Genomic DNA, 16,442 nt, shown 5'->3' with positions numbered 1-16,442 from the left:
TCGCGCCCAACGTGTCACCGCGAACCGGTGACACGAGGCGCAACCGGCTACCGCCTCTACTTTTTCGAGACGAGGCTGTGGCCGGTCATTTCCGGCGGCTGCGCGACTCCGAGCAGCGCGAGAAGCGTCGGCGCAATGTCAGCGAGGATGCCGTCCTCGACCTTGCAATCGGCGGCATCGTTCGCCACGTAGAGGCAATGCACGAGATTCGTCGTGTGCGCGGTGTTCGGCGAGCCGTCGGGGTTGCGCATCAGCTCGCAGTTCCCGTGATCGGCCGTGATGATGAGTTTTCCGCCAAGTTCCAGCGCGCGCTCGACGAGCATTTTCACGCCGCGGTCGATCGTCTCGACAGCGTGGATGCCCGCCTCGACAACGCCGGTGTGGCCGACCATGTCGGGATTCGCGAAATTCACGATCACCATGTCGTAGTTCTCGAGGCGGCGCGTGACCTCGAAGGCGAGATCGGGCGCGCTCATCTGCGGCATGAGGTCGTAGGTCGGCAGGGGCGCCTCCTTGCCGTCCTTGCTGTAGGTCTTCGGGCTGAGCGTGAGGTAGCGGTCCTCGCCGGCAAATGGCGTGTCCGCCCCGCCGTTGAAGAAGAAGGTGACGTGCGGGAATTTCTCGGTCTCCGCCGCGCGCAGCTGCTTCAGGCCGGCTGCCGAGACGACTTCGCCGAGGATCTTCTCCATGCTCGCGGGCTGGAGGATCGCCTTCACGCCGAAGTCGGTGTAACTCTCCTTGTATTCGGTGAGCGTGTAGTAGCCGGCGAACTTCGGCTTGCCCGTGGTTTCGAAATGGTTGAACGCCGGGTCCATGAACGCCTCGGTGAGCTGGCGGGCGCGGTCGGCGCGGAAGTTCAGCCAGATGAGCACGTCGCCGTCGCGCATGCGCTGCTCGTCGGCGTGGCAGAAGATCAGGGGCTGGAGGAACTCGTCGCCGCGCGGGTCGGCCGCGTAGGCGGCCTGGATCGCCGCGCTCGGGGAAAGCTCGGTCGCGGTTCCCTTGCCGAGAACAATGGCATCCCACGCGAGCTTGTTGCGCTCCCAGCGTTTGTCGCGATCCATCGCGAAATAACGCCCGATCACCGTGGCAATCTTCGCGCCACTGGGCTTCAACCCTTCCTCGATCGTCGCGAGATAACCGGCGCCGCCGGTCGGCGAGGTATCGCGACCATCCGCGATCGCGTGCACGAGGATGTCATTCACGCCGGCGTCCGTCGCGACTTTCGCGAGCGCGACGAGGTGATCCTGATGCGAGTGCACGCCGCCGTCGGACGCGAGGCCGATGAAATGGAGTCGCGAGCCCTTCGCCTTCTCGAACGCCTCGAGCAGCACGGGATTCTTCGCAAGTTCGCCGTCGGCGATCGCCTTGTTGATGCGCGTGAGATCCTGGTAAACGATGCGGCCCGCGCCGAGATTCAGGTGCCCGACCTCGGAATTGCCCATCTGGCCGTCCGGCAGGCCGACATCCATGCCGCTCGCGCTGAGCGTCGCGCCGGGATACGTCGCGTAGAGATGATCGTGAAACGGCGTCTTCGCGAGCAGGGTGGCATTGCCATCCGCTTCGGCCCCCGCCTTCCCATTCGGGTTGATGCCCCATCCGTCACGTATGATCAAAATTACCGGCTTCGACATGGCTCGGCATCATTCCCGAGCGCGCGACGCGGGTCAAACCCGGGAACTGCCCCGGACGCGTTTTCCGCAAAATTTCTCGAGCGACCGGCACAAATTGGTCGCCACCGCGACCTCAAAAAAACAGTCGTGCCTCATTTGCCACCGGCAACGGCGGCAAGCTGGCCTTCCGCCCCGCTCAAGGGTGGGTCCCTTCTATCTTCTATCCATTCGCGCTTCGCGCGGCGAATTCCTCGGGAAACTTGGCGAGGAAACTCTGCGTCGGCCAGGAGCACGCTTCGCCAAAGGCGCAAACCGTGCGGCCCGCGATGTTGTCGGCGACATTCTTGAGCGTGGCGGGATCGTTCGCGCTGCCGCCGCCAGCCATCATGCGCGTGGTCATCTTCGACATCCACAGGCTGCCCTCCCGGCAGGGCGTGCATTGGCCGCAGCTCTCGTGGGCGTAGAATTGGTTGAGATTATTGAGCGCCCAGACCATGTCGCGGCTGTCGTCCATCACCATCACGCCGCCGCTGCCCACCATCGTGCCAACGGCCGCAAGACTGGCGGCATCCATCACGACGTCCTCCATGGCGACTTCCTTGTCGATCATGGTGCCGTCCTGGGCCTTCACCTTGATCTTGTAGACCTCGCCCGCGCGCATGACCTTCGCCGAACTGCCGCCGGGAATGACGGCCTTCAACTTCCGGCCGGGCTTCAGGCCGCCGCAGATGTCGTGAATGAGTTCGCCAAGCGTCACCGCGCCGGCGGGCAGCTCGTAATAGCCGGGCCGCATCACGTCGCCGCTCACGCACATCGTGCGCGTGCCACCGTCGCCCGGCGTGCCCATCTTCGCGTATTCCTCGGCCCCGAGACGGAGGATGTGGACGACGTGGCAGAGCGTCTCGACGTTGTTCACGATGGTCGGCGACATGTAGAGGCCGAGCACCGCGGGGAAATACGGGGGCTTGATGCGCGGATACGGGCGCTTGCCCTCGAGCGATTCGATGAGGCTGGTCTCCTCGCCGCAGATGTAGGCCGCCGCGCCCTGGTGGACATAGATGTCGCAGTCGAACCCGCTGCCGCAGATGTTTTTTCCGACGAGCCCCCTCGCCTTCGCCTCCTTGATCGCATTCCAGACGATCTTCGCCGCATGCGGGAATTCGCAGCGGATGTAGATGTAGGCGAGATTGACGTTGAGCGCCCACGCCGCGATCAGCACACCTTCGATGAGCTGGTGCGGATCGTTGTGAAGGATGTAGCGATCCTTGAACGTGCCGGGCTCGGATTCGTCGCCGTTGACCGTGATGTAATGCGGCTTGCCGTCGTCGCGCTTGATGAAGCTCCACTTCACGCCACAGGGAAATCCCGCACCGCCGCGTCCGCGCAGGTTCGCCGCCTTCACCGCGTCGACGATCTCCGACGGCTGCATGCCGAGCGCCTTCCTGAGCTGCTCGTAGCCGCCGTGGGCCACGTAGGTATCGATGTCGTTCGACCAGCCGGGCCGGCTGATGTTCTCGAAAATGATGCGCCGTTCGCGGGGATGAGGCTGGGGGATGAGCGAAACCATGACAGGTCAGTTGACGTCGTATTCCTTGACGATGTTGGGCACGTCCTCGGGGGTGATGTTCTCGACGAGGTCGTCATTGATCAACGCCACCGGCGCCGTGCCGCAACTCGCAAGGCACTCGACGAATTCGACGCTGAATTTTCCGTCCGAACTCGTCGGCGGAGCATGCCCGAAGCCATGCGACTCGTGGTCGACGTCCACTCCGGTCGCCTGGCAGAATTTTTCGCGGATGCCGTAGGCGCCCGCCATCGCGCAGGCCAGCGTGCGGCAGACGCGGATGACCGTTTTCCCGGCGGCCTCGCGGCGGAACCACGGGTAGAACGTGACGAGCTCGTAGATGTTGACCGGCGTGAGCTCGAGTTTTGCGGCGATCCATTCGATACCGGAGTCGTCGATGTAGCCAAAATGATTCTGCCAAAGGTGCAGCAGCGGCAGCGAGGCGCTGCGCTTGGAGACCGGGTAATGCGTGATGCTTTCTTCGATTTCCGCCAGCAGTTCGGCGGGAATGGCGTCGGCTTGCGGAGGGGTCACGTCGCTCGTCATCATCCGGCCCGAAGAGTGGCCAGAAATTCTCGCGCGCGTCGATGCTCAAATTCCTCCGCGCCGCCGAACGTGCCCTGCGTCCTTCTCCACCCGGGCAAAATGCAATCACTGATCGCGATGATCATGCAATTCGCTCCCATTGGGGATCTCTCCCCGTCGTCGACCAAATCCCGCATCCCTCTTCCCGACAAGCACTTCCGTCTCGGCAATGCCCCTCTGGCACAGGGACTGCGGATTCAGGGAACCATGAAACTGCTGTCCTCCCTGTTCGCCGCCGCTCTTCTCACTCTCACCGGGTGCGTCACTGTGCATCGCGATGAACCGGAGACGACGACGCATTCTTCGACCACAGTGACTCCCGCGGCCAGCGCCACGGTTTCCCAGACGACCACCTACTAGAATCAGACAATCCATCACCTTTTCCATCCGATGAACGCTTCTTCCGCCAACCGCCGCGCCGCGCTGGATCCTTCGATCGAGCTCTTCATGGATCGCTACGAATGCTCGATGGCCCACGTCGCCCCGCACCGCCGGGAAATCGCCCTCCAGCGCATCAGCCGCGCCATCACGGTCGGCCTTGGGGCCGTCGCCGCCACCGTCGGCGCGTATTTTTTGCAGGTTGGGCGATGAGTCGGGGCCGCGCTACCGGTCACACTCGCCCATGACGAAATCGATGCTGCCGAGGATGCTCACCACGTCGCTGACGAAGTGGCCGGGCATCAGCTTCGCGCAAATGCTCAGATTCACGAAGGACGGGGCGCGGATTTTCAGCCGATACGGCACGCCGCCGCCGAGACTGTAGATGTAAAAGCCGAGTTCGCCCTTCGGGTTTTCCGCGCCGAAGTAAATTTCGCCCGCCGGGGCCTCGATTCCCTCGGTCGCGACGATGAAATGGTGGATGAGTTCCTCCATTTTCGTCAGCACGGCTTCCTTCTGCGGAAGCGTGCTCTTCGGATCGTGAATATTGATCGGACCGCCCGGGAGAGAATCGATGACCTGTTCGAGAATTCGGCAGCTCTGCTTCATCTCCTCCATGCGGACGAGGTAGCGGTCGAAGCAATCGCCCACCGTGCCAACGGGAATCTCGAAATCGTATTTCTCGTAATCGAGATACGGCTGCTTGCGCCGCAGATCGTGCTCGACGCCGCTGCCGCGAAGATTCGGGCCCGAAATTCCGTAGGCGATGGCGTCTTCCTTCGAGATCACGCCGATGTCCTTCGTGCGATCGATGAAGATCCGATTGCGGGTGAGCATCGCGTCGAGGTCCTTGTGCACTTTGCGGAAGCTCGTGATGAAATCCTTCAACGCCGGGATGAAGGTCGGCGGCAGGTCGCGCGTCTGCCCGCCCACGCGGGTGTAACTCGTCGTGAAGCGCGCCCCGGTGAGCAACTCGATCAAGTTGTAGATCTTCTCACGCTCCGTGAAGGTCCACAGAAACATCGTCACGGCGCCGACATCCATTGCGAAGGCTCCCAGGCCAAGCAGGTGCGCGGAAATGCGGGCGAGTTCGCAGCAGATCACGCGGATCGCCTTGCCGCGCGCGGGCAGCTCCCAGCCCATGAGCTTCTCCACGGCCAGGGCGTAGGCGACGTTGTTCGCCAGAGGCGCGAGGTAATCCAGCCGGTCCGTGTAGGGCACGAACTGGTTGTATTGCATGTTTTCCGCGATCTTTTCGTCGCCGCGGTGCAGATAACCGATGTCCGCATCCGCCTTGGTGATGAGCTCGCCGTCGAGTTCGAGAATGATCCGCAGCACCCCGTGCGTGGACGGGTGCGACGGCCCCATGTTCAACGTAAGCGTTTCCCCCAGAAGCTCGCCGCCCTCCTGAGCGGAGTGGAGGCCATTCAAACTTCGCGCCAGGGTGTCGGGTTGCTCGAACGTCGTAGCCATGGATTCCGGGTGGGGATTGAACGAAGATTTCGATTTCAGCTTTGATCCGAAGCGCGCTTTATGAAAATTTCACGGCGCCCGTGAATCAATCGCCAACATCCACAGCCGGCCCCCAAAATGCAAGCCAACCCGTCGTCGTCATCATCGGAGGAGGATTTGGTGGCCTGAGCGCCGCCGTCGCGTTGCGCGATGCGCCCGCGAAGGTCATCCTGCTTGATCGCACGAACCACCACCTCTTCCAGCCGCTGCTGTATCAGGTGGCCACGTCGGAACTCTCGCCGGCGGATATCGCGAAGCCGATTCGTTCCATTCTTCGCGATCAGCAGAACACGACGGTAGCCATGTCCTCGGTCCGGGAGATTCGTCCCGACACGAAGGAGGTCATCACCACGGGCCGCACGATCAAATACGACTATCTCATCGTCGCCGCCGGCGCTCGCCACTCGTATTTCGGCAAGGACCAGTGGGAGGAATTTGCTCCCGGTCTGAAGAGCCTGCACGACGCGATCGACATCAAGCACCGCGTCCTCACCGCCTTCGAACAGGCCGAGAAATACGAAGACGAGGAAAAACGCCGCAGCGCGCTCACCTTCGTCGTCGTCGGCGCCGGCCCCACCGGTCTGGAGCTTGCCGGCGCCATCGCCGAGCTCGCCCACACCACGCTGAAGCGGGATTTCCGCCGCATCGACCCTACCAGCGCCCGCATCATCCTCGTCGAGGCCGGTCCGCGCGTCCTTCCGCCCTTCCACGAGAGCCTCTCCGCCAGCGCAAAGAAGCAGCTCGAAGGCCTGCGCGTCGAAGTGCTCGTCAACACGCCGGTCACCGACATGGGTTACCGCTGGGTCGAGCTCAAGGGTGAACGCCTCGCCGCCCACACCGTCATCTGGGCCGCCGGCAACACCGCCTCGCCGCTCGTCAAGCAGCTCGGCTGCGAGACGGACCGCCCCGGCCGCGCCGTCGTCAATCAGGACCTCACCATCCCAGGTCGCCCGGAAATCTACGCGATTGGCGACATGGCCTTCGTGAAGGACAAGAAGGGCAAGCCCGTTCCCGGCGTCGCGCCCGCCGCGATGCAGATGGGCAAGCACGCCGGCAAGAACGTCGCGCGTCAGATCGCCGGCAAGGCGACCGAGCCTTTCTGGTATCTCGACAAGGGCAGCCTCGCCACGATCGGACGGCACGCCGGCGTCGCCGACATCAAGGGCATCCGCTTCAGCGGCACCTTCGCATGGCTCACTTGGGCCTTCATTCACCTTTTCTTCCTCATCGGTTTCCGTAATCGCGTGATCGTCTTCCTGCAATGGGGCTGGGCCTTCCTGACCTTCTCGCGCGGAGCTCGCGTCATCACCGAGCCGATCCAGGATCTGCAGGGAAAGAGCTAACCCTCGAGGTTCACGCCATCGAGCCCGTCGGATTTCCGGCGGGAGCGAGTTTCAAGGCCGGCGCAAGCCGGCCTTCGGCGTTTTCCGGGCTTTCACTCCCGCGTATGCTGGCAACGATGCGCTGCTTCTATTCCCCGGATTACCATTTCCCGCTGCCGGACGGCCATCCGTTCCCCATGCGGAAATTTCCGGAAGCGCATCGCCTTCTGCTCGACTCGGGCCATCTCGATGCCGCGGACATCGAGGAGGTCGAACCGTGCGACGACGCCATCATCGCCCGCGTCCATGAGGCGGGCTACCTGCAGAGACTACGCGCCGGCTCGCTCACCTCGCGCGAGACCACCCAGCTCGGCCTGCCGCCCGGCGAAGCGCTCTATCGCCGCAGCGCGCTCGAAGTCGAGGGCACCCGCCGCGCCGCATGGCACGCGCTCGCTCACGGCATCGCCGCAAACCTCGCCGGCGGCACCCACCACGCCTTCCCCGACCACGGCGAAGGCTTCTGCGTTCTCAACGATGTCGCCATCACCATCCGCGACCTGCATGCGAGCCACCCCGGGCTCCGCATTTTCGTCTGCGATACCGACGCCCACCAGGGCAACGGGACGCACGCCATTTTTCCGCACGACGATCGCGTCTTCACCTACTCGATCCATGTCGGCGCGAACTACCCGTCCCGCAAGATCCCCGGCTCGCTCGACGTCCCGCTCGATCGCTTCGCCGCCGGCGCCGCCTTTCTCGACGCCCTCGCCCGCTCCCTGCCCGACGCGGTCGAAACCTTCGCGCCGGACCTCTGCTTCTGGATCTCCGGAGCTGATCCGCACCGCAACGACCGCTTTGGCCAGCTCCAGCTCTCCGCCCAGGAGCTCGCCACCCGTGACCGGTTTGTAACCGCCCTCTTCACCGATCGCCGAATCCCGCTCGTCGTCCTCTACGGTGGAGGCTACAACCGCGAGACCGATCACACCGCCCGCCTCCACGCGCAGACCATTCGCATCGCCGCCCAATCCCTCATCCCGCGTTCATGAAGATTGCCATCCTCGGCGCCGGCTCGATCGGCCTCTACTACGGGACAGTGCTCGCCGCGGCGGGCGAAGACGTTCATTTCCTTCTGCGGTCGGGCTACGAAGAGGCGACTCGCAATGGCATCCGTGTCTTCAGCCCCGCAGGCGACTATCACCTTCACCCCGTCGCCGCCCATCGCGACACGGAAACCATCGGCCCGTGCGACCTCGTCATCGTGGCGCTCAAGACCACGCAGAACGCCATCCTCGGGAAACTCATCCCTCCGCTGCTCGGCCCGGAGACGCGACTTCTCACGCTCCAGAATGGCCTCGGCAGCGACGACACCCTCGCCGCGCAGTTCGGCGCCGGCCGCGTGCTCGGCGCGCTGTGCTTCGTCTGCCTCACCCGGCGCTCGCCCGCGCAGGTCGACCATTTTGGCCACGGCACGATCTCCATCGGGGAGTTCGGACAAACTCCGCAGCCGCGCACGGAGCACGTCGCAGATGCCTTCCGCCGCGCCGGCATCGAAACCCGCGTCGTGGAGAATCTCGCCGCGGAACGCTGGAAGAAGCTCGTCTGGAACATCCCGTTCAACGGCCTCGCCGTCGCCGAAGGCGGCGTTGCCGTCGACATTCTCCTCGCCAGCCACCTCGACGAGGTCATCGCCCTCATGCGAGAGACGATTGCCGCCGCCGGCGCCCTCGGCTACCCGATTCCCGAAGCATTCATCGACGAACAGATCGCGCGGACCCGCGCCATGGGCGCCTACCAGCCATCGACGCTCGTCGACTATCTCGCCGGCCGCGAACTCGAGATCGAGGCCATCTGGGGAGAGCCGCTTCGCCGCGCCGGGACCGCCGACGTGCCCGTGCCGCATCTCGAGAATCTTCTCGCTCGCCTCGTCGCGGTCGAAAAATCCCGTGGCCGCTGAGTCGTCGGAATTGCGGGCCATCCGGGGCGCGCTCCACGCCGCCGCCAGCCCGGAGCGCGCCATCCAGGCGCGCCGATTCTTCAAAACCGGACCGGGCGACTACGCCGAGGGAGACATTTTCCTCGGCGTGAAAGTGCCCGACACCCGACGGATCGCGCGTGACAGCGACCGCCTCGCGGAGCGCGACATTGTCACCCTGCTCCGCTCGCCGATTCACGAAGAGCGGCTGCTCGCCCTGCTTGTCCTTGTCCGCCGCTACCAACGCCGCGCAAGCGAGCGGGAACGCCTCGTCGAGACCTTCCTCCGCGAGAAGAAATTCGTGAACAACTGGGATCTCGTCGACTCCTCGGCGCCGTTGCTCCTCGGCCCCTGGCTGCTCGATCGCGACCGTTCCATCCTCGACCGGCTCGCCGCCTCCCCGAGTCTCTGGGACCGCCGCATCGCCATCCTCGCGACGTTCGCCTTCATCCGCGCCGGCGATTTCTCGACCACCCTCGCCCTCGCGAAAACCCTCCTGCCCGACGAGCACGACCTCATGCACAAGGCCGTCGGCTGGATGCTTCGCGAAGTCGGCAACCGGGACGAAGCCGTATTGAGGACATTTCTCGATCAACACGCCGCCTCGGCTCCGCGCACCCTGCTCCGCTACGCGATCGAGAGGCTTCCCGCCACCACGCGATCGGCCTATCTCGCGCGGCCGCGGATCGGGAAGCCAGTTTCCTGACAGGAAATCCGCAACGCTCGCCACAAAACCTCCGGCATGCTTCGTGCTGCCAGTCTCCCAACATCCCGAGCCGCCGGATGACCGGGGCTGTCGCCCGATTTGCAGCGCCCGGGACCAACCCAACAGGCAAATCCCGAAATGTCGTATCAGCACACCATCGGCATCCGCACCCATCGCTTCGCCGACCTCAAGGAGCTGATGGCCAAGGCCAGTCCCGCGCGGTCGGGCGACTACCTCGCGGGAATCGCCGCCGCCACCGAGGAGGAACGCATGGCCGCCAGGCGCGCTCTCGCCGAGGTGCCGCTCAAGCGCTTTCTCGAAGAGCCGCTCATCCCCTACGAGCACGACGAAGTCACCCGCCTCATTTTCGACGAGCACGACGCGATCGCCTTCGCGGAAATCTCCCACCTCACCGTCGGCGATTTCCGAAACTGGCTGCTCAGCGACCTCGCCGACAGCGCCACGCTCGTCCGCGTCGCCCCGGGAATCATCCCGGAGATGGCCGCCGCCGTGAGCAAGATCATGCGCAACCAGGATCTCATCCTCGTCGCGCAGAAATGCCGCGTCGTCACGCGCTTCCGTAACACGATGGGCCTGCCCGGCCGCATCTCCGTGCGCCTCCAGCCGAACCATCCCACCGACGACGCGAAAGGCATTGCCGCCTCCATGCTCGACGGCCTGCTCTATGGCTGCGGCGACGCCATGATCGGCATCAATCCCGCCACCGACAGCCTTCCCGCCATCGTGACGTTGCTGCGGATGATCGACGACTTCCGCCTCGAATACGACGTGCCGACGCAGTCATGCGTCCTCACCCACGTCACGAATACCATCAAGGCCGCGGAACTCGGCGCGCCCGTCGACCTCACGTTCCAATCCATCGCCGGCACCGAGAAAGCCAACCGCAGTTTCGGCATCAGTCTCTCGCTCCTGCAGGAGGCCCACGAAGCCACGCTCGCGCTCAAGCGCGGCACCGTCGGCGACAACTGCATGTATTTCGAGACCGGCCAGGGCAGCGCGCTTTCCGCCAACGCCCACCACGGCGTGGACCAGCAAACCTGCGAGGCCCGCGCCTACGCCGTCGCGCGAAAATTCAACCCGTTCCTCGTGAACACGGTCGTCGGCTTCATCGGCCCGGAATACCTTTACGACGGCAAGCAGATCATCCGCGCCGGCCTCGAGGACCACTTCTGCGCGAAGCTCCTCGGCGTCCCGATGGGCTGCGACGTCTGCTACACGAACCATGCCGAGGCCGACCAGGACGACATGGACAGCCTGCTCACGCTCCTCGGCGTCGCCGGCCTCACCTTCATCATGGGCATTCCCGGCGCCGACGACATCATGCTCAACTACCAGAGCACGTCCTTCCACGATTCGCTCTACGTCCGCCGCGCCCTCTCCCTGCGCCGCGCGCCGGAGTTCGAGGAATGGCTCGAGCGCATGCAAATGACCGACGCCGCCGGTCGCCTCAGCCGCCTGTCAGCCGGCCAGCCCCTGCTCCGCCACGCCAGTAACCTTTCCGCCGCCGCATGAGTTTCGATCCCCTCGCCCGCCGCGATCCTGTCGAAACGAATCCCTGGCAGGGCCTGCGCAAATTCACCGACGCCCGCATCGCCCTCGGTCGCACCGGCGAAAGTCTGCCGACGGACGCCGTGCTCGACTTCGGCCTCGCCCATGCCCAGGCCCGCGACGCCGTGCACGTCCCGATGGACGCCGACGCCATCGCCACGCAACTCGGCGACGCCGGTTTCCCCACGCTCCGCGCCCACAGCGCCGCGAAGGAACGCCGCGAATACCTCGTCCGCCCCGACTACGGCCGCAGGCTGGATGACGCCAGCCGCGAGGCCCTCCTTGCCGCCAGGCCTGCCGGCCCCATCGACGCCGTCATCGTCGTCGCCGACGGCCTCTCCGCCTTCGCGCCGTCCCGTCACGCCGTCCCGTTTCTGAAAGTCCTGCACGAGCGCCTCGCGGGGTGGCGACTGGCTCCCGTCGTCGTCGCCCTCCAGTCCCGCGTGGCCCTCGGCGACGAGATCGGCGAGATCTTCGACGCCGAGATGGTCGTCATGCTCATCGGCGAGCGCCCCGGCCTCAGCTCACCCGACAGCCTCGGCATCTACCTCACGTATCGACCGCGCGTCGGCCGGTCGGACGCCGAGCGCAACTGCATCTCGAACGTTCGCCCCGGCGGCCTCGACTTCGAGACCGCCGCCTTCAAGCTCCACTACCTCATGGAAAACGCCCGCCGCCGGCAGCTCACCGGCGTGGATTTGAAGGACAACAGCGACGACCTGCTGCTCGGCGGCGTCATTCCCAAAGCCATCCCCCTGGCCGAATAGCGCACGTCCCGTCTTGCAGCCGGCCGCCGTTTCTGGGACCACGCTTTCATGAGTTCCGAGTTCCCCCTTCTGCCCGAGGCCCTCGAGGGCTGCGGCGCGCAAGTCGCCATCGTTCTCGGCTCGGGCCTGAACTCCTTTGCCGACGCGCTCGAGATCGAGGCAACCATTCCCTACGACTCCATTCCCGGCCTGCCCGCCTCGAAGGTGCCCGGTCATGCCGGCGCCTTTGCCCTCGCCCGCGTAAACGGCCAGCCGCTGCTCCTGTGCCGCGGCCGCGTCCATCTTTACGAAGGCTGGACCGCTCGCGAGGTCACTGCCGGCGTGCGCCTCCTCCACCGCCTCGGCGTTCACCGCCTCATCCTCACGAATGCCGCCGGCACGCTGAATCCCGCGTTCGCGCCCGGCCAGTGGATGATGCTCTCCGACCATCTCAACCTCACCGGCACCACGCCGCTCCTCGGCGGACCGAACTTCATCGACCTCACCGCCGCCTACAGCCCGCGCCTCCGCGAAATTTTCCGCCAGAGCGCGACCGAGGCCGGCGTGCCCCTCCACGAAGGCGTCTACGCGAGCCTCCTTGGCCCCCAATACGAGACGCCCGCCGAGGTCCGCATGCTCCGCACCCTCGGGACCGACGCCGTCGGCATGTCCACCGTGCCCGAGACCATCCAGGCCCGGGCTCTCGGCATCGAGGTCGCCGCCTTCTCCTGCCTCACGAACTGGGCGGCCGGCATCTCCGGAGAAACCCTCAGCCACGACGAAGTCACCGATACGGGCCGCGGCGCCGCCGGCGCGCTCATCGAGATTTTCCACCGGGCGCTGCCCCGCATGGTGGGCTGAGATTCCCGTTATTCCAACTCTCGGCTATCAACGCGCCGCCTCGCCTGCTAGGATCGGCGGTCTTTCCCTTTGCACATGGACGAGCCACTGGAGCCCAAGGACGACGAGCTGGTCGCGCGCACGAAAGACGGCGACGCCACCGCCTTCGACGTGCTCGTGCGCCGCTACAGTCCGCGCGTCTACGGTCTCGTCTACAACATGACCTCGAACCACGAGGAGACGAACGACCTTCTCCAGGACATTTTCCTGAAGGCCTACCGCTCGATCAAGGGCTTCCGCGGCGACTCCAGCTTCTACACCTGGATCCACACGATCGCCGCGAACATGACGATCAACTTCCTCAAGAAGCGCAACCGCCGCCGCGGTCCCAGCCTCGACGACGTCGACGCCCACATCGAGAACGACCCTGATTATATCGAGGCCACTGCCGGCTCCGATCCGCGCCGGGAAGCCACGCTGTCCGAACTTCAAAAAAAATTGAACGACGTCATGCAGAAGCTGTCTCATGACCATAGAGCGGTGGTGACCATGTTCGACATCCAGGGAATGCCCCACGCCGAGATCGCCAGGATTCTTGGAATCTCCGAGGGCACGGTGCGTTCCCGGCTGTTCTACGCGCATCGCCAGTTGCAAAATTATCTCGAAGAGTTTAGAGCACCCTGAAATTCAGCCATGAGTGAAGAATTGACCGACATCCAGAAGCTGATCCGGCTGAAGCGTTACGAGCAGCCGCCCGAGGATTACTTCGACGATTTTCTCCTCGAGTTTCAGCGCCGGCAGCGGGCCGAGATGCTCCGCCGCCCGGTATGGCAGATCGCCTGGGACCGCGCCAATCTCTGGCTCGAAAGTTTCCGCGTTCCCGCCATCGCCTACGCCAGCATCCTTGTGGCCGCTCTCGGCGTCACCGGCGTGATCGTCAATTCCCAGGGCCCCGCCGCCAGCTCCGCACTCACGGCCGGCGCCACGACCGCCCCGCAAATCGCGCCCGCGTCTCCGAACCTGCCCGTCGCGCAGGTTTCCTCCTCCGCCAAGCTCCCTCCCAGTTACATTCTCGAGAAGCGGCCAGTAAGCTATGACGCGCCGTTCAGTTTCTAGCTTCCGCGCACGCCATCGGCATCTGCCCGTCGCCGGACTGGCCGTTCTGCTCGGAACATTTTCAGCATTCGCCGAAGAAGATCTCGGGCAAAGCATTGCCGCCCGGGTCAAGGAGCTCTTCACCTTCAACCGCAACGCCGTCGTCAAGATCCAGTCCTCGGATCAGCACGGCCAGATCGAAGGCACCGGCTTCTACGCCGACTCCTCCGGCACGATCTACACCGTCGTCGAAGTGCTCGGCGACGCAAAGAACATCACCGTCTGCCAGGGCATGCGCAAAATGCCCGCCAGTCTGCTCATCGCCGACCCGCGCACCGGCATCGCCCTCATCAAGGTTGCCGGCGCCCCGACGCCCTTCATTCCCATCGGCGATTCCTCGAAACTCGAAATTTCCTCGCCGCTCATCGCGATCGGCTACCCGACGGACCACAACGTCAGCCCGAGCTTCGGGCTCGTCGCGGGCTTCGATAAAGAATATCTCAACAAATTTTTCCGAACGACACACATCCGCGCGAACCTTCCCGTGCAGCCCGGCCTCGGCGGCGCTCCCGCCCTCAATCTCAGCGGGGAAGTCGTCGGCATCGTCGTCGCCGGCGTCGATGGCAACGCCTCCTGCTATGTCCTTCCGATCAATGCCGCGGAAAAGACCCGCATGGACTACGCGAATTTCGGCAAGCTGAAGCCCGGCTACGTCGGCATTTCCGTCGAGTCCGCGCCCGACGGCTCCCAGCCTTCCACCGCCCGCGTCGCAAACCTCCAGCCCGACTCCCCCGCCGCCCAGGCCGGCATCCGCGAAGGCGACCTGCTGCTCAAGGTGGGCGAAGTGCCCGTCCACAATCCCGTCGACATCTTCGACGCCTCGTTCTTCCTCACCGCCGGGGCGGAAACCCCCGTCACCGTCTGGCGCAATGGCAAGGAGGAACAGCTGAACGTCCGCGTCGCCGCGAGCCCCTACAACAGCGAGCCGACCCCGAGCCTTACCACGCTTACGCTCGAGACCTCGGTCGCCCCGACCCCATAGCGGCTCACTTCAGGCCGCCCATCGCGAGCAACTCGCGATACGCCTTCGCATCCAGCGGCATCACGCTCAGTCGAGACTGCCGCACGAGCGCGATTTCCTGCAGCGACTTTTGCGCCTTCACGGCAGCCAGCGTCACCGGCGTCGAAAATTTCTTCACCGGAGCGAGGTCCACGCATACCCATTCGCCCTCCTCCGCCGTGGGATCGGCGTAGGCTTCCCGCCGCACCTTCGCGACGCCCACCACGGCCTTTTCCCCGCCGCTGTGGTAATACAGCACATGGTCGCCGACCGTCATCTCGCGCAGGTTGATCCGCGCCTGAAAATTGCGCACCCCGGTCCACGCCGTGCCGCCCTCGTGCACAAATTCATCCCACGAATAAACCTCGGGCTCGGACTTCACGAGCCAGCACTTCTTGTCACTCATCGCCTCAGCATGGCACCTCGCGGCCTTCGAGAAAATCCTCGATCACCCTCGCGGCCTCGCCGGCAACGGCCTCCGTCGACTCCGTGGTGTTGAAGGCAATGTGCGGCGTGAAGACGACCTCCGGCCGCGCCAGCAGCGCATTGTTGGAATACAGTCTCTCGATCTGCTGCCGCCGGTCGCCGGACGGCTCCGCCCGACCGCCGCTGTCGTGCACGCGTCGCGAGATCTCGCTCGCCAGCACATTCTTGGCGTCCGCCCGCAGCACCCGCTCATCCTCGAGCACATCCAGTCCGACGCCGCCGACCTGACCGGAATCCAGCGCCGCGATCAGGGCCGAAGTGTCGATCAGGTCGCCCCGCGCGGTGTTGATGATCACGACGCCCTCCTGGCATTTCGCGAGCGTCTCCGCGTTGATCAGATGGCGCGTCGCCTCGGTCAACGCCGCGTGCAGGCTGAGAATCTCGCCTTCCGCGAGCACGGTATCGAGCGACTCGTAGCGCAATCCCTCCGCCGCCAGCGCGGGATCGGGCTTCGGATCGTAGGCGACGACCTTCATCTCGAATGCCGCCGCGATCTTCGCCACCCGCGCGCCGATTCGTCCCACGCCGATCAACCCGAGAGTCTTGCCTCGCAGTTCAAATCCGCGCAGCTCGTTATGCGAAAAATCGCCCTGCACGCGCAGGGCCGCCGACGTCCGGAAACGTCGCGCCACCGCCAGCAGCAGGGCAAACGTGTGCTCCGCGACGCTGTTTCCATCCGAGCCGCCGACGCTCGCGACCTTCACGCCGTGTCTGCGGCAGGCCTCGAGATCCACGTGGTCCAGACTGGACGAGCGCGATGCGATGAACCTCAGGCCCGGATGCGCCGACAGAAAGGCTTCGTCGATTCCGTAATAGATGAAGATCGAGAGCACCTCGACGTCATCGGGCACCGCGTCGAGATTCCACTCGAAGCGGGGATTCCACCGCGCCAGCCGGCGGGCGAAATACGCCTTTTCCTCGGGCTCGACTGAGACAAAGCAGACTTTCATGGACGCATTCAAATCTAGCTTGGAATATGCCAGCGCAATTTGAA

Annotated in this window: 18 protein-coding genes; 12 read left to right on the top strand and 6 right to left on the bottom strand. The window is 64.7% G+C overall.

Annotation, left to right across the window (positions count from 1 at the left end):
* Nucleotides 1-56 precede the first annotated feature (56 nt).
* From gpmI to VIM61_12445, 3 genes are all read right to left on the bottom strand, one after another.
* Nucleotides 57-1,634: a 2,3-bisphosphoglycerate-independent phosphoglycerate mutase gene (gene gpmI, locus VIM61_12455; protein HEY8901215.1), complete on the bottom strand. Its 1,578-nt coding sequence runs from the start codon at nucleotides 1,632-1,634 to the stop codon at nucleotides 57-59.
* 199 nt (nucleotides 1,635-1,833) lie between these two features.
* The gene (nuoF, locus tag VIM61_12450) at nucleotides 1,834-3,180 is read right to left on the bottom strand and encodes an NADH-quinone oxidoreductase subunit NuoF (GenBank protein ID HEY8901214.1); all 1,347 of its coding nucleotides are present in this window, start codon (nucleotides 3,178-3,180) and stop codon (nucleotides 1,834-1,836) included.
* 6 nt (nucleotides 3,181-3,186) lie between these two features.
* Nucleotides 3,187-3,726: an NAD(P)H-dependent oxidoreductase subunit E gene (locus VIM61_12445; protein HEY8901213.1), complete on the bottom strand. Its 540-nt coding sequence runs from the start codon at nucleotides 3,724-3,726 to the stop codon at nucleotides 3,187-3,189.
* A 243-nt stretch (nucleotides 3,727-3,969) separates the two neighbouring features.
* Here VIM61_12445 and VIM61_12440 point away from each other — a divergent pair, with 243 nt between their 5' ends.
* Together VIM61_12440 and VIM61_12435 are read left to right on the top strand one after the other, a co-directional pair.
* A complete protein-coding gene (locus VIM61_12440; GenBank protein ID HEY8901212.1) occupies nucleotides 3,970-4,122 on the top strand; it encodes a hypothetical protein in 153 nt (50 codons plus the stop codon).
* 30 nt (nucleotides 4,123-4,152) lie between these two features.
* Complete coding sequence (locus tag VIM61_12435) at nucleotides 4,153-4,353, top strand: hypothetical protein (protein HEY8901211.1); 201 nt, start codon at nucleotides 4,153-4,155, stop codon at nucleotides 4,351-4,353.
* Between the two features lie 12 nt (nucleotides 4,354-4,365).
* Here VIM61_12435 and nuoD read toward each other — a convergent pair whose 3' ends face one another.
* Nucleotides 4,366-5,613, bottom strand: a complete 1,248-nt coding sequence (nuoD, locus tag VIM61_12430; protein HEY8901210.1) for an NADH dehydrogenase (quinone) subunit D — start codon at nucleotides 5,611-5,613, stop codon at nucleotides 4,366-4,368.
* An 80-nt stretch (nucleotides 5,614-5,693) separates the two neighbouring features.
* Between nuoD and VIM61_12425 the strand changes: the two genes are divergently transcribed.
* The 10 genes from VIM61_12425 (at nucleotide 5,694) to VIM61_12380 (ending at nucleotide 14,944) form a co-directional block, all read left to right on the top strand.
* Complete coding sequence (locus VIM61_12425; GenBank protein HEY8901209.1) at nucleotides 5,694-6,995, top strand: NAD(P)/FAD-dependent oxidoreductase; 1,302 nt, start codon at nucleotides 5,694-5,696, stop codon at nucleotides 6,993-6,995.
* A gap of 104 nt (nucleotides 6,996-7,099) precedes the next feature.
* Nucleotides 7,100-8,020 carry a histone deacetylase gene (locus tag VIM61_12420; GenBank protein HEY8901208.1) on the top strand — a complete coding sequence of 307 codons (921 nt, stop codon included), beginning with the start codon at nucleotides 7,100-7,102 and terminating at the stop codon, nucleotides 8,018-8,020.
* Nucleotides 8,017-8,928, top strand: a complete 912-nt coding sequence (locus VIM61_12415) for a 2-dehydropantoate 2-reductase (GenBank protein HEY8901207.1) — start codon at nucleotides 8,017-8,019, stop codon at nucleotides 8,926-8,928. The genes VIM61_12420 and VIM61_12415 overlap by 4 nt, the downstream gene beginning before the upstream one ends.
* Nucleotides 8,918-9,652, top strand: a complete 735-nt coding sequence (locus VIM61_12410; protein HEY8901206.1) for a DNA alkylation repair protein — start codon at nucleotides 8,918-8,920, stop codon at nucleotides 9,650-9,652. The genes VIM61_12415 and VIM61_12410 overlap by 11 nt, the downstream gene beginning before the upstream one ends.
* Nucleotides 9,653-9,790: 138 nt before the next feature.
* Nucleotides 9,791-11,185: an ethanolamine ammonia-lyase subunit EutB gene (locus tag VIM61_12405; protein HEY8901205.1), complete on the top strand. Its 1,395-nt coding sequence runs from the start codon at nucleotides 9,791-9,793 to the stop codon at nucleotides 11,183-11,185.
* Nucleotides 11,182-11,988 (top strand): ethanolamine ammonia-lyase subunit EutC, encoded by an 807-nt coding sequence (gene eutC, locus VIM61_12400; GenBank protein HEY8901204.1) that lies wholly within the window; start codon nucleotides 11,182-11,184, stop codon nucleotides 11,986-11,988. Before VIM61_12405 ends, eutC begins: the two co-directional genes overlap by 4 nt.
* Nucleotides 11,989-12,036: 48 nt before the next feature.
* Entirely contained in the window at nucleotides 12,037-12,828 is a 792-nt protein-coding gene (locus VIM61_12395; GenBank protein HEY8901203.1) for a purine-nucleoside phosphorylase, read from the top strand.
* 75 nt (nucleotides 12,829-12,903) lie between these two features.
* Complete coding sequence (locus VIM61_12390; protein HEY8901202.1) at nucleotides 12,904-13,491, top strand: sigma-70 family RNA polymerase sigma factor; 588 nt, start codon at nucleotides 12,904-12,906, stop codon at nucleotides 13,489-13,491.
* Between the two features lie 9 nt (nucleotides 13,492-13,500).
* On the top strand, nucleotides 13,501-13,923 hold the full coding sequence (locus tag VIM61_12385) for a hypothetical protein (protein HEY8901201.1): 423 nt from the start codon (nucleotides 13,501-13,503) through the stop codon (nucleotides 13,921-13,923).
* Nucleotides 13,901-14,944 (top strand): S1C family serine protease, encoded by a 1,044-nt coding sequence (locus VIM61_12380; protein HEY8901200.1) that lies wholly within the window; start codon nucleotides 13,901-13,903, stop codon nucleotides 14,942-14,944. Before VIM61_12385 ends, VIM61_12380 begins: the two co-directional genes overlap by 23 nt.
* 4 nt (nucleotides 14,945-14,948) lie before the next feature.
* Here VIM61_12380 and VIM61_12375 read toward each other — a convergent pair whose 3' ends face one another.
* Nucleotides 14,949-15,368 carry an EVE domain-containing protein gene (locus VIM61_12375; protein HEY8901199.1) on the bottom strand — a complete coding sequence of 140 codons (420 nt, stop codon included), beginning with the start codon at nucleotides 15,366-15,368 and terminating at the stop codon, nucleotides 14,949-14,951.
* Between the two features lie 4 nt (nucleotides 15,369-15,372).
* Complete coding sequence (locus VIM61_12370) at nucleotides 15,373-16,398, bottom strand: NAD(P)-dependent oxidoreductase (GenBank protein HEY8901198.1); 1,026 nt, start codon at nucleotides 16,396-16,398, stop codon at nucleotides 15,373-15,375.
* Nucleotides 16,399-16,442 lie beyond the last annotated feature (44 nt).

It is taken from the genome of Chthoniobacterales bacterium, assembly GCA_036569045.1.
GTDB lineage: Bacteria > Verrucomicrobiota > Verrucomicrobiia > Chthoniobacterales > JAATET01 > JAATET01.
The sequence above is the reverse complement of the archived record's forward strand: the minus strand, read 5'-3'. Positions and strand labels throughout refer to the sequence as shown.

Coding starts and splice junctions, on each gene's coding strand:
- gpmI (HEY8901215.1), bottom strand. CDS start 1,634: ATGTCGAAGCCGGTAATTTTGATCATACGTGACGGATGGGGCATCAAC.
- nuoF (HEY8901214.1), bottom strand. CDS start 3,180: ATGGTTTCGCTCATCCCCCAGCCTCATCCCCGCGAACGGCGCATCATT.
- VIM61_12445 (HEY8901213.1), bottom strand. CDS start 3,726: ATGATGACGAGCGACGTGACCCCTCCGCAAGCCGACGCCATTCCCGCC.
- VIM61_12440 (HEY8901212.1), top strand. CDS start 3,970: ATGAAACTGCTGTCCTCCCTGTTCGCCGCCGCTCTTCTCACTCTCACC.
- VIM61_12435 (HEY8901211.1), top strand. CDS start 4,153: ATGAACGCTTCTTCCGCCAACCGCCGCGCCGCGCTGGATCCTTCGATC.
- nuoD (HEY8901210.1), bottom strand. CDS start 5,613: ATGGCTACGACGTTCGAGCAACCCGACACCCTGGCGCGAAGTTTGAAT.
- VIM61_12420 (HEY8901208.1), top strand. CDS start 7,100: ATGCTGGCAACGATGCGCTGCTTCTATTCCCCGGATTACCATTTCCCG.
- VIM61_12415 (HEY8901207.1), top strand. CDS start 8,017: ATGAAGATTGCCATCCTCGGCGCCGGCTCGATCGGCCTCTACTACGGG.
- VIM61_12405 (HEY8901205.1), top strand. CDS start 9,791: ATGTCGTATCAGCACACCATCGGCATCCGCACCCATCGCTTCGCCGAC.
- eutC (HEY8901204.1), top strand. CDS start 11,182: ATGAGTTTCGATCCCCTCGCCCGCCGCGATCCTGTCGAAACGAATCCC.
- VIM61_12395 (HEY8901203.1), top strand. CDS start 12,037: ATGAGTTCCGAGTTCCCCCTTCTGCCCGAGGCCCTCGAGGGCTGCGGC.
- VIM61_12390 (HEY8901202.1), top strand. CDS start 12,904: ATGGACGAGCCACTGGAGCCCAAGGACGACGAGCTGGTCGCGCGCACG.
- VIM61_12385 (HEY8901201.1), top strand. CDS start 13,501: ATGAGTGAAGAATTGACCGACATCCAGAAGCTGATCCGGCTGAAGCGT.
- VIM61_12380 (HEY8901200.1), top strand. CDS start 13,901: ATGACGCGCCGTTCAGTTTCTAGCTTCCGCGCACGCCATCGGCATCTG.
- VIM61_12375 (HEY8901199.1), bottom strand. CDS start 15,368: ATGAGTGACAAGAAGTGCTGGCTCGTGAAGTCCGAGCCCGAGGTTTAT.
- VIM61_12370 (HEY8901198.1), bottom strand. CDS start 16,398: ATGAAAGTCTGCTTTGTCTCAGTCGAGCCCGAGGAAAAGGCGTATTTC.